Annotated in this window: 14 protein-coding genes and 1 pseudogene; 3 read left to right on the forward strand and 12 right to left on the reverse strand. The window is 39.1% G+C overall.

The window, feature by feature from the left end; all coding sequences use genetic code 11:
* Positions 1-855: 855 nt before the first annotated feature.
* Together R7E47_RS10360 and R7E47_RS10365 are read right to left on the reverse strand one after the other, a co-directional pair.
* Positions 856-1,278, reverse strand: coding sequence for a DUF805 domain-containing protein (locus R7E47_RS10360; RefSeq protein ID WP_213899429.1), 423 nt, complete (start codon positions 1,276-1,278; stop codon positions 856-858).
* Between the two features lie 162 nt (positions 1,279-1,440).
* The gene (locus tag R7E47_RS10365; RefSeq protein WP_017820736.1) at positions 1,441-1,788 is read right to left on the reverse strand and encodes a 5-carboxymethyl-2-hydroxymuconate Delta-isomerase; all 348 of its coding nucleotides are present in this window, start codon (positions 1,786-1,788) and stop codon (positions 1,441-1,443) included.
* A gap of 269 nt (positions 1,789-2,057) precedes the next feature.
* On the opposite strand from R7E47_RS10365, the gene tpiA reads away from it, so the two are divergent.
* Entirely contained in the window at positions 2,058-2,828 is a 771-nt protein-coding gene (gene tpiA, locus R7E47_RS10370) for a triose-phosphate isomerase (protein WP_005384863.1), read from the forward strand.
* 389 nt (positions 2,829-3,217) lie between these two features.
* On the forward strand, positions 3,218-4,567 hold the full coding sequence (locus tag R7E47_RS10375) for an MBL fold metallo-hydrolase (protein WP_318084220.1): 1,350 nt from the start codon (positions 3,218-3,220) through the stop codon (positions 4,565-4,567).
* A 147-nt stretch (positions 4,568-4,714) separates the two neighbouring features.
* Here R7E47_RS10375 and galU read toward each other — a convergent pair whose 3' ends face one another.
* A complete protein-coding gene (gene galU, locus R7E47_RS10380) occupies positions 4,715-5,593 on the reverse strand; it encodes a UTP--glucose-1-phosphate uridylyltransferase GalU (protein ID WP_226083747.1) in 879 nt (292 codons plus the stop codon).
* 69 nt (positions 5,594-5,662) lie between these two features.
* Entirely contained in the window at positions 5,663-6,829 is a 1,167-nt protein-coding gene (locus R7E47_RS10385) for a nucleotide sugar dehydrogenase (RefSeq protein ID WP_318084223.1), read from the reverse strand.
* Positions 6,830-7,072: 243 nt separating this feature from the next.
* Between R7E47_RS10385 and R7E47_RS10390 the strand changes: the two genes are divergently transcribed.
* Complete coding sequence (locus tag R7E47_RS10390) at positions 7,073-8,080, forward strand: sugar transferase (RefSeq protein ID WP_318084224.1); 1,008 nt, start codon at positions 7,073-7,075, stop codon at positions 8,078-8,080.
* Positions 8,081-8,201: 121 nt separating this feature from the next.
* Here the strand turns inward: R7E47_RS10390 and R7E47_RS10395 are convergent.
* The 8 genes and pseudogenes from R7E47_RS10395 to R7E47_RS10430 all read right to left on the reverse strand — a co-directional run.
* Positions 8,202-8,498: pseudogene (locus R7E47_RS10395) on the reverse strand (integrase core domain-containing protein); the annotation flags it as partial.
* 35 nt (positions 8,499-8,533) lie between these two features.
* Positions 8,534-9,565: an IS630 family transposase gene (locus R7E47_RS10400; protein WP_318084295.1), complete on the reverse strand. Its 1,032-nt coding sequence runs from the start codon at positions 9,563-9,565 to the stop codon at positions 8,534-8,536.
* Positions 9,566-9,774: 209 nt separating this feature from the next.
* Positions 9,775-10,875, reverse strand: a complete 1,101-nt coding sequence (locus R7E47_RS10405) for a glycosyltransferase family 4 protein (protein ID WP_318084227.1) — start codon at positions 10,873-10,875, stop codon at positions 9,775-9,777.
* Between the two features lie 24 nt (positions 10,876-10,899).
* A complete protein-coding gene (locus R7E47_RS10410) occupies positions 10,900-11,772 on the reverse strand; it encodes an SIS domain-containing protein (protein WP_079854974.1) in 873 nt (290 codons plus the stop codon).
* Positions 11,773-11,824: 52 nt separating this feature from the next.
* Positions 11,825-12,577 carry a 3-deoxy-manno-octulosonate cytidylyltransferase gene (kdsB, locus tag R7E47_RS10415; RefSeq protein ID WP_318084229.1) on the reverse strand — a complete coding sequence of 251 codons (753 nt, stop codon included), beginning with the start codon at positions 12,575-12,577 and terminating at the stop codon, positions 11,825-11,827.
* 70 nt (positions 12,578-12,647) lie between these two features.
* Positions 12,648-13,445, reverse strand: a complete 798-nt coding sequence (gene kdsA / locus R7E47_RS10420; RefSeq protein ID WP_068864956.1) for a 3-deoxy-8-phosphooctulonate synthase — start codon at positions 13,443-13,445, stop codon at positions 12,648-12,650.
* A gap of 4 nt (positions 13,446-13,449) precedes the next feature.
* Positions 13,450-14,535 (reverse strand): hypothetical protein, encoded by a 1,086-nt coding sequence (locus R7E47_RS10425; protein WP_318084231.1) that lies wholly within the window; start codon positions 14,533-14,535, stop codon positions 13,450-13,452.
* Between the two features lie 8 nt (positions 14,536-14,543).
* Entirely contained in the window at positions 14,544-15,668 is a 1,125-nt protein-coding gene (locus tag R7E47_RS10430) for a glycosyltransferase family 4 protein (RefSeq protein WP_029839767.1), read from the reverse strand.
* Between the last annotated feature and the right edge of the window lie 874 nt (positions 15,669-16,542).

The raw sequence follows: 16,542 nt of genomic DNA on the forward strand, positions 1-16,542 counted from the left end.
GCAAACTCCTACTCTTTCACACACAGCTTAACCAGGGCTCAAGCGGACGATAGATTCTGAATCACACTCGTCCCTCGCTGTTCAGAATGATGATGACTTTAACAGCCTCCAAACCAAAAAGGATCGTCATTCTAGCGAGCCTTAGCGAGACTAAGGATCTGGTAACAGCAAACTCCTACTCTTTCACACACAGCTTAACCAGGGCTCAAGCGGACGATAGATTCTGAATCACACTCGTCCCTCGTTGTTCAGAATGACGATGACTTTAAGAGCCTCTAAATAAAAAGAGCTCGTCATTCTAGCGAGCCTTAGCGAGACTAAGAATCTCGTAACAGCAAGCTCCTATTCTTTCCCGTTCACCTAAACCACCGTACAATCGGATGATAGATTCTGAACCACACTCGCACCTCTCTGTTCAGAATAACGATGACTTTATCAGCCTCTAAACCAAAAAGGATCGTCATTCTAGCGAGCCTTAGCGAGACTAAGAATCTAGTAATATCAAGCTCCTATTCTTTCCCGCTCAGCTTAGCCACTGCTCAACCGGACGATAGATTCTGAATCACACTCGTTCCTCGTTGTTCAGAATGACGATGACTTTAAGAGCCTCTAAATAAAAAAGCTCGTCATTCTAGCGAGCCTTAGCGAGACTAAAAATCTCGTAACAGCAAGCTCCTATTCTTTCCCGTTCACCCAAACCACCGCACAATCGGATGATAGATTCTTAATCACCTCGTTCCTCGCTGTTTAGAGTGACGGTGAGTTTAAGAGCCTCTAAATCAAAAGAGTTCGTCATTCTAGCGAGCCTTAGCGAGACTAAGAATCTACTTTCAGCACGCACGATACTTGAGGCAATTACTCCGGCTCAGGGCCATATTGGTTTGGTCCTGATGTCCCCTTTAAGAGACCACATTCAATTAGAATCCATAAACCACAAATCAGAGAAATGGAAGCGACGAACATCTGTGGGGTCGACGGCTCTTGCGCGGCAGGGCTGGTCATTGGCGTGGCAATTCGTCCGATAATCAGCGGAATATTCAGTGCTAGCCAATAGATCGATTTGTTGCGGTCGTGCCAACGCTTGGTGGTGATCGCCAAATCAGGGATCAACAGAACCACCAAGAAAATAGGAAGAAGCACATAGGAGAGAGTAGGAAGCAGCTGGCTGATACCGGCACCAAAGCCTAGAATGGACACATAGTAAATGACGTTCCAAATCCAGTAGGTTTTACGGTCTATACGTCCTTGAAAAGAAAACAGTAACTCTTTAGTCGACATCAAATTTTACCCCAAAATAGAAAGGTTATAGATTAGCCGAGTCAATATAGTTTGGAAAGGACACCGATAGCTTGGGTGCCCACAACGACCTTACAACAAGCAGAGCCGGGCTGAGAATTCGTAACAATAACCCCTCGCTATTCTCGGGCAATTCAGCGCAACCTAGTTCACTACCTTTTGGAAGCTATCTATATCCATATCTCGGATATTGACCGTTAAACTGTGCACGTGACTAGCTTGCTCTTGAAGTGTCGCCATCAAGGCTCGTGACAGTTCTCGCTTTTGTTCTTGGGAGCGACCAGATAACAAATCAAAGTTGATATGGATAAAGTCGAGGCTATCACCCTCCTCTCCTATTAACCAATTGTGGCACCGGAGCGTTCTAGATTTCACTGACGCGAGTTCAAAAAGGCCACTTTCTAACGCCGTTTTATGTAAATCCTCCAGTAACCCCTGAACATTGACGCGTTCTTCCACCGAGTTTGAATACTCTAAAACGAGATTTGGCATTTTGATTCCTTTCTACAACAATTAATTCCAGCGCGTAGTAATACCAATCTCAGCAGCAATTTCCGAGGAATGAACTATCATTCTGTCTACGCGATCACCAATCGGTTGCTTTTGACAAAAATAACAGGATCGATGCTTGGTCGAATCAACAAAGAAAGCCGGACAAGACATGACGCCAATCATGATCTGTTCACATTATTCTGTTATATTCCTACGTAGATTTTTTACATTAATTGACTATTTACATTAAAGATAAGGGAGATATTCCTATGCGTCGTCCTGTAGTGATGGGTAACTGGAAACTAAACGGCAGCAAAGCAATGGTAACTGAGCTGCTAACTGGTCTTAACGCTGAACTTGAAGGCGTTGAAGGTGTTGACGTAGCAGTCGCTCCACCAGCACTTTACATCGACCTAGCAGAGCGCGTAATCGCTGAAGGCGGTAACAAGATCATCCTAGGTGCTCAAAACACTGACCTAAACAACAGCGGTGCGTTCACTGGCGATATGTCTCCAGAAATGCTGAAAGATTTCGGTGCTACTCACATCATCATCGGTCACTCAGAGCGTCGTGAATACCACAACGAATCTGACGAGTTCATCGCTAAGAAATTCAACTTCTTAAAAGAAAACGGTCTAACACCTGTTTTCTGTATCGGTGAATCTGAAGCGCAAAACGAAGCTGGCGAAACTGAAGCAGTATGTGCACGTCAAATCAACGCAGTTATCGACACTTACGGTGTTGAAGCTCTAAACGGCGCAATCATCGCTTACGAACCAATCTGGGCTATCGGTACTGGTAAAGCAGCAACCGCTGAAGATGCACAACGCATCCACGCTTCTATCCGCGCACTAATCGCAGCGAAAGACGAAGCAGTTGCAGCACAAGTAATCATCCAATACGGCGGCTCTGTTAAGCCAGAAAACGCTGAGGCTTACTTCTCACAACCAGACATCGACGGCGCTCTAGTTGGCGGTGCTTCTCTAGACGCGAAAAGCTTCGCAGCAATCGCTAAAGCAGCGGCTAAAGCAAAAGCTTAATCTCGTTTTTACTGAGAGTAGAAATAACAAAGGGATGCATCATGCATCCCTTTTTGTTTGCTTACGATCTAATGAGTTTTGTCATTCCAAGGAGTCTAAGCGACATCAGGAATCTACTCTCCGCACACACCCAAATCAAACCAGCAAAACAACAGAAATAATCTATAAGAGTCCCGTCATTCCGAGGAGCCTAAGCGACATCAGGAATCTACTAACCGCATGTGTCAAACCAAAAGTTAAGTAACGAAAAACGCCTTACATCAAAACAAAGAACCTAATCGCACTTCCGATTATTCCCACTCAATTCCATCCAACCAACGAACTCTATTCACTTACTCTGCCCACAGGATTTATAGTTACTGATACTTGTTCAAGGAGGAGCAATCGACATGACAACACCCATATCAGACATCGCCAGTGTGATTCACCATGGTGGGAAACATACCGTCACTGGCTCTTGTCATGAATTGAAACTGCCACACGGTAGCATCTTGATCGATTGCGGACTCTTCCAAGGCAAAGACATCCATTTTGGCAACCGCAGGGCATCATTGGATATTGAGTTTCCGGTTAAACACATCAAAGCATTAGTCCTGACTCATACTCATATCGATCATATTGGACGCCTACCTTGGTTACTGGCTGCTGGATTTAAAGGCCCCATTTACTGCACCAAAGCAACAGCCGAACTGGTACCGCTCATGCTAGAAGATGGATTAAAGCTGCAACTGGGTTTGAACTTCCATCAGAGTCAACAAGTCCTCAATGTCATTAAAAAACAGCTGAGACCCCATGACTACCAACAATGGCTGCAACTTGGTAAGCAATGTTACCTACGCTTTCAGCCTGCGGGGCACATTCTTGGTTCCGCTTACGTGGAATTCAAACTTCCCAATCATGAAATCATCGTATTTTCCGGCGATCTAGGTCCGTCCAATACCCCGCTCTTACCCGATCCAAAGCCGCCAAAGCGTGCCGACTATTTGTTCATCGAGTCCACATACGGCAACAAAGAGCATGAAGACATTGCCACTCGAGCTGAGCGCTTAAACGCCATTATCGATCACGCACTGCAAGACGGTGGTGTAATTCTGATCCCAGCTTTCAGCGTAGGACGTACGCAGGAGCTGTTATTCGATATTGAACAGCTGATTCACCAACGCGACTTGTCGTCTTCTTTGCCAATTATCCTAGACTCACCACTTGCGAAAAGAGTCACGAAGACCTACCGCCGTTTCAAAAAACTGTGGGGAAAAGAAGCAAAGCAAAAGCTCAACAATCATCGTCATCCCCTCGCTTTTGAACAATGCATTACTGTAGAAAACCATCGAGAACATCAAGCATTAGTGAATCGACTAGCCTCCACCGATGAGCCTGCGATTGTCGTCGCGGCATCCGGTATGTGCGAAGGAGGAAGAATCGTCAATTACTTAAAAGCACTCTTACCAGACGAAAGAAATGATGTGTTGTTTGCGGGCTATCAAGCGCAAGGAACCTTAGGTCGAGAAATCCAATCAGGCAGCCACACGATGGATATCGATAACCAACCAATCGAAGCCAACGCACAGATCCATACCATCTCTGGATATTCTTCACATGCAGACCAAAGCGATTTATTGAAGTTTGTTACTGGTATTCCAGCACAACCAAAAGCCGTGCATTTGATACATGGAGAGAAAGAAGCGAAAAAAGAGTTAGGAGAGAAATTGGAAGCAGAAGGAATTGAGGTGGTTTATTAAACTAATATCTGCCGACATTAGAACGATACAACCTCGTTCTTAATTATTGTTAATGAGTTAGAACAGCATAAGAATATCCACGTGCTTTAACTAAGCTTTGTACGTAAGAAAGCCATGTTAAAGCACGTTGGTAACGAGACTGAACAACTATGCAGGTTCAACAACCTTTACGGTTGGTGTTTTAGCAAGCTCAGCACTAGACGCTTTTTTGTATAGGTTCTCGTAGCAATAGTTTGTCGCCTCGATGTAACCTTCTACACTGCCGCAGTCAAAACGCTGACCTTTAAATTTGTAAGCGATAACACATCCAGATTGAGCTTGTTGCATCAATGCGTCAGTGATTTGGATTTCTCCACCTTTGCCTGGCTCTGTATTTTCGATAAGATCAAAAATATCTGGCGTTAAGATATAGCGACCAATAATTGCTAAGTTACTTGGTGCTGTGCCTGGTTCTGGCTTTTCTACCATGTTATCAATTCGGAAGATGTCATCTTTGATCATCTCTCCAGCAATCACACCATACTTATGGGTCTCAGTTTCTGGAACTTCTTGAACCGCCACAATAGAGCAACGGAACTGTTTATACAGCTCAACCATTTGCGCTAATACGCCCTGCTCTTCATTCACACAAAGGTCGTCTGCTAGCACAACAGCAAATGGCTCATCACCCACCAACTCACGACCAGTCAAGATAGCATGACCAAGACCTTTCATCTCACGTTGACGGATATATGTGTAACTCGCTGAATCAATCAAAGAACGGATATCGTCCAACAGTGCTTCTTTGCTTGTTCCTGAAATTTGATGTTCCAACTCATAGTTTTTATCGAAGTGGTCCATCAAAGAATGTTTGCCACGACCGGTGACAATGCACATGCCATCCATGCCAGCTTCAATCGCTTCTTCAACACCATATTCAATCAATGGCTTGTTAACTACCGGCATCATTTCTTTCGGCATGGATTTTGTTGCAGGTAGAAAACGAGTACCGTAACCCGCTGCAGGGAAAAGACATTTTTTAATCATTTTTAAAATCACCAACTGTAAAAAAGGCCCTCATTCATGAGAGCCATTTATTATCGTTATACTAAAAATTTAATCACTACCAAACAAGTCACGCGTGTAAACTTTATCCGCAACGTCAGCTAACTCTTCCACCATGCGGTTAGAAACAATCACATCCGCACTTTGTTTGAACTCATTCAGGTCTTTAATCACTCGAGAGTTGAAGAAATCTTCTTCTTTGAGCACTGGTTCGTAAACTACGACCTCAACACCTTTCGCCTTGATACGCTTCATGATGCCTTGAATAGAAGAAGCACGGAAGTTATCCGATCCCGCCTTCATGATTAAACGATAAATACCGACAACTTTTGGTTCGCGCTTAAGAATAGCTTCAGCCACAAAATCTTTACGAGTGCGGTTAGCATCAACAATCGCACCAATGATGTTGTTTGGTACATCTTGGTAATTGGCTAAAAGCTGTTTGGTATCTTTTGGTAAGCAGTAACCACCGTAACCAAATGATGGGTTGTTGTAATGATTACCGATACGTGGATCTAAGCCAACGCCTTCAATGATCTGACGAGCGTCCAAGCCATGAGCTTCTGCGTAAGAATCTAGCTCATTAAAGTATGCCACACGCATTGCAAGGTAGGTATTTGAAAACAGTTTAACTGCCTCAGCTTCTGTCGAGTCTGTAAATAAGACTTGGATGTCTTCTTTTACTGCACCTTCCACCAGCAAGCTAGCAAATACTTCAGCACGCTTGCTACGCTCACCAACAATGATACGTGATGGGTGAAGGTTATCATAAAGCGCTTTGCCCTCTCGCAAGAACTCAGGTGAGAAAATGACATTCTCACACCCCAACTCTTCCTTAATTCGGGCAGTATAACCAACAGGAACAGTAGACTTAATAACCATTACTGCATGAGGGTTGATAGACATAACATCTTTAATCACAGCTTCAACTGAAGAAGTATTAAAGTAATGTGTGACTGAGTCATAATCCGTTGGCGTTGCGATCACAACGTATTCTGCACTTTGATAAGCTTTCTGCTTATCGGTTGTTGCGATGAAGTTTAGTTCCCTGTTTTCAAGGAAATGTTCAATATCAGCATCAACAATTGGAGATTGCTTTTTGTTTAGCAATTCAACCTTTTCAGGAACGATATCTAGTGCAACCACTTCATGGTTTTGAGCTAACAACATAGCGTTAGAAAGCCCTACATAGCCGGTACCAGCGATAGCAATTTTCATAAGGAAACCCTTCGACTTTTTCCGTTTGAGGATAACAAAAGAGGAAGCTGGCTACTAGCTTAACCGAAAACGTATTAGCATCTTCCGATATAGAAACTCATTAACGGTGACATAAGCATTTTAAATACTATTAGACGCTATCAAGAATAATTTTGACTGTTTAGGATATAAATTCATCAACAAATAAACTATACTTCCGTGGTTATCAGAAATTGGCTAGTCTAACATTTAAAACATTAACCTATGACAGACACTATCGACACAACACTTCAAAAGAGAGAAGCGAAAGAGTTATCTAACGACGAATCTCTTAACACTCAAGTAGCATCAGAAAACTTAAAAACAACCGTTAAGGATACTTGTGTATATATCTATTGTCCGGTTTCAGACGAGAAAACCATTTTTTCAGTCTTAGAGAGGCACCCTGAAATCAATGCTCAGGTGAACAACTACTCAATCAGAGATTTCAAAAATAAGACACTATGCCACTTTAGAAGTTCGCATTTAGATGATAATCAACAAGCTTACCTTGTAGCTGCTACAGAGCTTGGGGCTTGGGTGGAACCTTTAGTGAGTTACTTTGATAGACGTTTAGGATACACAGAAACAGAGCTACTCCATAGTGGTTATTTTCTTCACCAAAAAGCTTTTTCAATCCTATCTAACCGAAAAAACAGTTGGCAAAAAAGAGTCATTGATTTGCTTTTTGTTTTTGTGCTTGCTTGGATAGCCATTCCTGTGGGATTAATTACTGTTCTTTTAATCAAGCTTGAATCACCTGGCCCCGTATTCTTTAAACAAAGACGTACCGGGCAATACAACGAAGAGTTTGATGTAATCAAATTTCGCTCCATGCGCAATGATGCGGAGAAGGATGGAGCAAAATGGGCCACGAAAAATGATGTTAGAGTAACACGAGTAGGCAAGTTTATTCGTAAAACACGCATTGACGAACTACCACAGTTGATTAACGTATTAAGAAATGAGATGTCAATGGTAGGTCCACGCCCAGAACGAGAAGTGTTTATTTCAGAATTGGAAAAAGAGATTCCTTATTATCGTTTTCGTCACGCTGTAAAACCAGGAGTTACAGGGTTGGCTCAGGTAAAATACCCATACGGAGCTTCAATTGAAGACGCAGTTTGGAAGCATAAGTATGATATTTACTATATCAAACATCAAAACTGGAAGATGGAAGTGAAGATTTTGTTTCTTACCGTAAAAACAGTACTCTTTGGAATGGGACGCTAGTGCATACTCTTTTGAAGCCAAATCAACTGCACTAATTCAGGCCTGATCTGACAGTTAGCCACTTTTCGACTCGGTCCCTGTCAGATTATATCTGGGCTAAATTCTTTTCAGCCCAGATTGACTACCCATACTCTAATGTTTCTACAGCCGTTCTACCACAACACATTTTTCCTTAATGAGTACGATGATTGTTGTAGTAGTCAATCCATTCGTCCAGCTCTTTCTGCGCCCCTTCCATTGAGCCATACAGTTTCTTTATGACCGTAACTTGGCAGAACTCATTCAATATAGTTTTATGGAGCCGTTCACAGATCCCGTTTGTTTGTGGCGACATAGCTTTAGTTGTGGTGTGGTCGATATCATTGCTCGCTAAGTAAAGCTGATAATCATGCAGCTCGACTCAACCACAGTATTCGGTTCATCGTTCAGTTAAGATTCATAGTATATACCCAATCAACTTGAAGATGCAGGCTTGAGAACCTGAAAATTATCATTAATTCTCGATGCCAAAGAGCCTGCGAACTCTGGAAGAGTCACAGCAAAAAATTGCTCTATCGCAGCCTTGAAATCCCGCTTTCTTTTGTAGTAAACGTTGTTCCTCGACTTCTCGTTCATGACTTTCCATAGTCGCTCTATTGGGTTGAGATTTGGACTGTAAGGCGGAAGGAAATGCAGTTCAATATTCAGGACAAACGCCGCATATTTAACTAGGTCACTACGGTGATATCCCGCACCATCCAAGATGATATGGAGTTTATGAGCTAACGGGTAACTTTCTCTTAACTTACAGAAGAAACGAACAACTGTTTCACTATTAATGCTCTCATAATCGTGTGTAATGGTTGCACCGATATCCGACAAGTTCAGTGCGCCAATAATGTTCAATCGGCTGCGATTGCCCGTTGTTTCAATCACTTTATCATGACCAGTTCGTATCCAACCATGAGATATTTTAGTTGATAGTGTTGGGTGAACTGCATCAATAAAGACTATCGACTCATCCTTGCCACAGCTTGCCTTTAGCGCCTCATAAGCATCTATGAATGCTTGTTGTTTTGCTTCATCAAACTTGTGTGGAACGCCTTTAGGTTGCTTGTAGCTAAAGCCATTATGGTGAAGCCATTTGTTCATGCCAGAAACCGTGTAATCAAGTCCAAATGTCTCTTTAACGTATGCGACAATTTGATACGTGTGAGAATAGGTTTTCTCAGTCAAATGCTCGATTAACTGCACGGTTTGAGCCGCAGAAAGTTTGCTTTGACTTCCACCATTTTCAGGCTTCAGTTTTTCAGACAGAACGTAGTCGCTAAGATGGCGTGCAACGGTCGATTCATGGATACGAAGAGCTTGAGCAATCATGGTCTGACTCCAACCTTCAGAAGCCAGCAAAACAGCTTTAATACGGTCACGTACTCTGCCATCACGAGTCGAATCGTGTGTTTGTTCGAGTTGTATTTTCTGTTGAGGAGTCAGTGCAATTTTCATTGTGTGTAGCATGATCCTAATTCTATTGAAAATCAAGCATCTTCAATGATCACGGGTATATAAACAATATACATGTTTTGTATAATATTTAATTGCAAATATGAAATGTTATTTTATTTTCCGAACCACTTTCAGTAACATACAATATTTTGGTCTTCTGAAATAGATATCCTTTATTGATAGTAAAACTGAAAACCTTTCAAATAAAGTCAGATACTTAAAACCTCATTGTATACATTCATCGTTTTTCTATACATGGATTCTACAGAGTGCTTTTCCATAAACTCTTCTGAATTAATCGTCGAAATTTTCCTGCGTAAATCCCTATCTTCTATTAGAATCGATAAGCATGACTCCAAATTTTTTATATCTTTTCTTGAAATCAAGTATCCATTTTTTCCATTTACTACAGCTTCCGATACTCCTCCAACATCACTAGCAATAATAGGCAGCCCACACCCCATAGCCTCTAATATAGACAAAGGATAACCTTCCCAGTTACTAATTAACAAAAATATATCACTAGAGTATAAGATATCGGGAACGTCATCTCGCTCACCGAGAAAATTAACTCGGTCACCTAAGTTTAATTTATTCGCTAATTTAGCAATAGAGTCTAAATTAGGTCCTTTTCCTACCAAGTCTAATGTCCAAGGAAGGTGGGTAATTCCAGCTAATGCTTGCAGAAGTGTTTCATGATCTTTTTGTTCTGAAAAACGAGCAACCATAACAAGCCGAACAATATTATTATCTCTATTATAAATAGCAGAGGAAACCTGATTATGCACACCATTATGGATGACAACCTGCCGATCTCCACACGCGACACCATTTTCTAAGGCTAGTTTTTTGTCTTGTTCCGAGACAGTAATTATCTTATTAGTGAACTTAGTTAAAGTTTTTTCTATCTTGATATATAATTTTTTCCTCTTTTCGTTGACACCGTCAGCAAAGGCCCAACCGTGAGCGGTAAATATAACCTTTTTCTTCAGTAGTTTGGCAACAACTCGTCCTACAACCCCGGCTTTAGATGAATGGAGGGTTATAAGATCTGGATCCAACCTATCAATAATTCGGTGTAGCTTGTAAATACACTTGATATCTTTAATTATATTAATATCTCTCTGCAACTCCGGAACAATAATCACAGAAACGTTCTCTTTTTGGAGTTGACATACAAGCCTACCAGGTTCACCTACAATTACGGTCACTTCATGGTTATCTTTTTGGGCTAATACACTCAGGTCTCGAACGTGAACTTGAGCCCCTCCGATTTCATCGGCTTTAGTTATTACATATACAATTTTCAATTTAACGTCCTCACCAGGCTCCATCTATTTTTTTATTAATCCTACGACATTTTCTTTATCTAATACGATTAAAGATGTAACTTGATGATGTTCCATCATCTCATAAGCTTGTGTAGTACTACTATCTATTGAAATAGATTTCGGGCTAACTGTTGCGAAGTCATATGCCTTTAAATCAAAAATATCCCGTCCGTGGCATTCCAATGCTCTTCTTAAGTCACCATCAGTGATAATAGAATAAATGTTATTGGTACTATCTAATACAAGAACGACACCTAATCCTTTTGATGATAGCTCTTGTATTATTTCTGAAAACCTAGCGTTTTTAGCAACAATGGGCAAATCCTCTAAAATAGCTTCATCCCTAACTTTTGATAATAGTTTTCTACCTAAAGATCCTCCCGGATGAAAACGAGCAAAGTTTTCGGGTTGAAACTCTCGAGAATTCATAAGTGCTACAGTAAGAGCATCTCCCATCACTAAAGTAGCTGTCGTTGAGGTTGTTGGTGCTAATTGATGAGGACAAGCTTCCTTGGGCACCGCTACATCTAAATGGCAATGAGCATTTTTAGCTAACGTGGAAGTATTACAACCAGTTATGGCAATAACATAGTTACCGTTATCTCGGAGAAAAGGTAGTAATTTCAGAACTTCTTCCGTTTCTCCAGAATTAGATATTGCTATAAAAACATCCTCCGGTTTAACCATTCCTAAATCACCATGAAATGCTTCGCCTGGATGCATGAAAAAGCTAGGAGTGCCGGTACTGGCAAAAGACGCGGCAATTTTTTTACCGATTATTCCCGACTTACCCATACCACAAATAATTATTCTTCCTGAGGTAGAAAGAATAGAGTTAATCGCCAAAGAAAACTGTTCGTCTATTCTTTCACACATAAAAGACAAACCTTCTATCTCAGTATGAATAACTTTTTTTGCTACTTCAATACTATCCACTTTTTCTCTCCATTTTTTCTTTTATTTCGATATAGTCAGATAAAGTATCAACACCGTTGTGTACTTCTCCGTTATATAAGTATGCTCCTATTTTTAGTCCATTTGATAGAGCCCTTAACTGTTCAAGTTTTTCATAATTTTCAAGTGGCGATTCTTCAAAAGAGCAAAATTTAGATAATACTTTAACACTGTAGGCATAAATTCCTATATGTTTGAATGCAAGTTCAAAGTTATTGGGGTCTTCTCGATTATAAGGACTTGGGGAGCGCGTAAAATATAAAGCCAAATTATTTAATCCCATAATTGCTTTTACTACATTGGGATTTTCAAGATCAGATATAGTTCGAATGGGACTTACGGCTGTAACAATGTCAAAGTCACCTCTTGCTTTACAAAAGTCTGCAAGACTTCGGATCAATTTTGCGCAAATTAAAGGTTCATCGCCCTGAACGTTAATTACAATATCATCTGGTTCCCAACAACCCGAAGTGGCAACCTCAAAGATCCTATCAGTTCCACTTTCATGCTCATTAGACGTTATCATTGCGTTTAACCCCAATGATATTGCTTTTTCAAATATCCTTTCATCATCCGTAGCTAAAACAATGTCTTCTCGCTCAAATTTTGCCTCAAGGCAACGTTGATAGACATGCCAGAAAATAGGCCTATTTAAAATTTCTAGCATAGGCTTTCCTTCAAGTCTTGAAGAATTATACCTAGCCGGAATAACAATTCTAGTTTTCATATAACTTTATGTTTGAATTTAAAACTAACTCTAAGAAATCAAACTTACTACATTCTCGATAAGAAATAGATCAAAATTTAGTTTCAATCCGACCTCTATTATTAACAACGTGGTCAATCTCTAACAAAGTTTCCAACAGTTCTTCCATATGCTCGAGAGCAAGCATATTCGGACCATCACAAAGAGCTTTATCTGGGTCTGGGTGCGTTTCCATAAACAGTCCATCAATACCAACAGCAACAGCCGCCCTTGCAATAGCGGGAACATGATAACGATTACCACCTGTTGACCCGTTTAAACTACCAGGCATTTGTACACTGTGAGTTGCGTCCATGACCACCTTACAACCTGTTGACTCTTTCATTATTGTCAATCCAGGCATATAGTTAATTAATTGCCCAAAACCAAAGCTTGTACCTCGGTCACATAACCAAATATCATCGTTACCAACAGCTCGGCATTTTTCAACAACAGGAACCATATCAGCCGGATGCATCCACTGACCTTTTTTAATATTCACTGGCTTGCCAAAAGACGCAACCCGCTGAATAAAGCTAGTTTGACGAACTAAAAAGGCGGGAGTTTGAAGAACATCAACGACAGATGCAACTTCATCAAGTGGAGTATCTTCATGGACATCCGTGATGACTTTCACCCCAAGTTGTTCCTTAGCCTTTTGGAGGATTTTTAACCCCTCTTCAACTCCTGGACCAGTAAAGGCTTTGACAGATGAGCGATTTGCCTTGGTAAATGATGACTTTGCTATATATTCGATACCTAGGTTTGACGTCATTTCTTGTAATTTAGCAAAGGTATCAAGAACCAAGCCTTCCGACTCAATTACACACGGGCCAGCTATTAAAAACATAAAGTCACCTTAATTTTTTTCTTAAAAACTTAATAAAACGGAAAGATTTAAATCTCGTATATATTTTTCTAGAACCATACTCTAAATTGATATTAAACTTAGAATTTAACATATTTTCGTACGAACGAATCAAGTATTCTTCAGATGTCGAATCACTATTAGATGACGAGAAAGAATCGATATTTTTAGCAACCATAGATAATGCATCACTAATGCTTCTCTCTTGCTCAAAACAATTGACAAACCGTTCTTGGTATCTCATCCGAGGCTCATCCATATTTAAAAAACTGCTCAGAGCTGCTGATATCGTTTTTTTTGAAGTAAATGACCAACCCGAACTAATAAATGTTGGTTCATCTCGATATAGAAGTAGAGCGACAGCCTTCCGGTTATTGATTGCAGATATTGCTATAGAGCTAGGTGTAGTTACGAAATGATCATATTTACCAAGAATAGCCTCAAAGCTGCAATCAACTACATTCTTACAACCATCCTTAATTATTATATCTTTCAGAATATTTTCGTCAAAAATTCGAAAGTCGTATTTTATATTGTTCGAGTCGAAGACAAATATAGTCTTATTAATGATATCAATTAAGTTTTGGTATTCTACATCATTAAAATAAGCAGAATTAGCGGTAGTGATTAACACTTTTTTTTCCACGCTGCTAAACTCCGTGAACTTGTTATACGCTAAGATATGTTTAGGTCGATAGCCAATGTGCTTTTTACTTGGATGAAAAAAACTACTCAATCGATGATCTACCGATAGAATAAAGTCTTGTTGTATATGCTGATAAAGTTCTAAATGATACTTTTTTACCATGGGGTTTGAGTTAGAATTAGCATAATCATATATACCATCAATAACTAAAACTGTTGGACAATTGCTTCTCTTGAATTTTTCAGTCAAAATGCAATTATGAGGTAATGTATACATGAAACATACAAACATATCAAAGTTTTGAGTTAACCAAGACTCCTTTTGTTTATAGAGTTTCATACCATCAAAAGTAAAAGAAACATTATCTATATCAACCAAACCAAGGTTACGATAATAACTTTCCTCTTCAGAAAATAAAATCTTCATAAACACCTCTAGATAATTTGAATGAGCTTGCTATAGAGTGTTTTTAAATTATTATTTTTGTTTTTCCACGGCTCCACATAGCAACTTCCTTCATAATGTTCAGTGATAAAGTCAATCGCATCATTATTATTATTTACCACCACTCCATAGCCTTTAGTAATGACTTCAGGAACCCCTCCTAGATTTAACCCCATAACGGGCAAACCACATGCTTGGGCTTCATGGTAAACAAGAGGATAAGCCTCTTCATAGGCAGATAGCATCCAAAATAAGTCACACTGACTATAATAGTATTTCAAGTTTTTTCGTTCAACTCTACCAAGAAAATGGACATCATCTAATGAAAAAGATTTTACTATGCGTGAAAACTCACTTTTGTATTCACCATCACCAATAATTACCCATGATATATCCAACTTTAATTTATTTTTAAGATGTTTAAAAATTTCAAGCTTACGATCAAAACCTTTACCTTTAACTAATCGACAAGCAGTCACCAGAGTGTATTTAGTATTAATCGTTAGTCGCATATCTTTTGGAATTTCAGATATACATATACGATCGAAGTAATCTTCATCTATACTATTATAAACAACAGAAAACTTACTATTATCTTTAACCTCTGGCACAAGTTCAAGTAACGATTGTTTAATAAAACCACTCACAAACACAACACTTTTTGCGTTATGGATCAAATCTATATATCGTTTTTTAAAAGAGAAAACAACATTTTGCAAAAACTTATCTCTAACAACAAAACTTTCTTTACCATGCACATACAAAGTATATCTATATTTTGAGTAATGTTTTATTTTAGAAAACGAAAAAGCAGCGCCAAAATCATTTAATATGATTATATCCTCACTTTCAAAGAAATGGCTGTTTAACTTTAGACTATAAGGAAAAGTGAGAAACCAACATTTATGGATAACAGGAAGCCTTATTACCTCTACCCCATTCACACTTTCTCGAACAATCCTATTAGTACAAAAATCATATATACTAGCATTGTAACTAGTTATAATAAGAATATTTTGTCCAAATTTACGAAATGCGGTAGCTATATCGGAAGCTACAATACCTGCACCTCCAATCCTTGGAGGAAACTCATACGATATGATTACAGTTTTCAAAATCAATTACTCTTTTGACTTGATTCAACTCTTTCTGTTCTAGATTGAATAATGTATCTACCTTCAGGTAAATCAAAATCAGAACTAACAAAGTCTACAACCGATGAAAAAACTCCCTTTTCAGGAGCAAAAGAAGAAACCTTCATTATTCCATAAAAATAATAAATGTTATGCAATGAAAATATCGACAATGTGAAGTATGAATAAATAATCACTTTTCGATATAACACTCTCGTGTTGCTTTGTAGATATATAAATGCATAAGGGAGTATTATTAAAAAACCGATATATATATATCGAAGATTTAACGTCCTAGAAGAGATAAAAAGAAGGCAGAAAGTTAGATAAAAGAAGAAAAACTTCAGTATGATTATATGACTATCATTGCGAGCCCGCAGCTTCAAATCCTTAATAAAGACGGAAAGAATAAACATTTTAAACAAAGCTATTAGAAATAAAAAGTATTCTAATAAACCTATATATGAGGACCACGGACCGGTAAGGTAATAATTTAATCTTAAAAAATAAAACCCAACAAAAGGAATCTCTACGTACGCACTAATGAATGAGAAAAAATAAATAAACAACAACATTATTGACGATAATATGAACAGCAGACTTAAGCTAATATTCCTGACTTTTGTAGAAAGAATAAAGATTATAGCTAAAATCACACTAGAACCATGCGTTAAAAAAGAGAGAAGAAAAAGAGCATAACAGCTTAATTTTTTTCTATTTAAATAACATAAAAAACCATTAGCAAAAAAAACAAAACTTAATGTGTTCTCAAATGAACTAAATATAAAAAATGGAATAGACGACAATAAAACAAGCAAGAAAAACACTTTATCTTTGAAGGTTTTTACATAGACAG

Origin of the sequence: Vibrio sp. Vb1026, from assembly GCF_033338745.1 — a bacterium.
Classification (GTDB): Bacteria; Pseudomonadota; Gammaproteobacteria; order Enterobacterales; family Vibrionaceae; genus Vibrio; species Vibrio alginolyticus.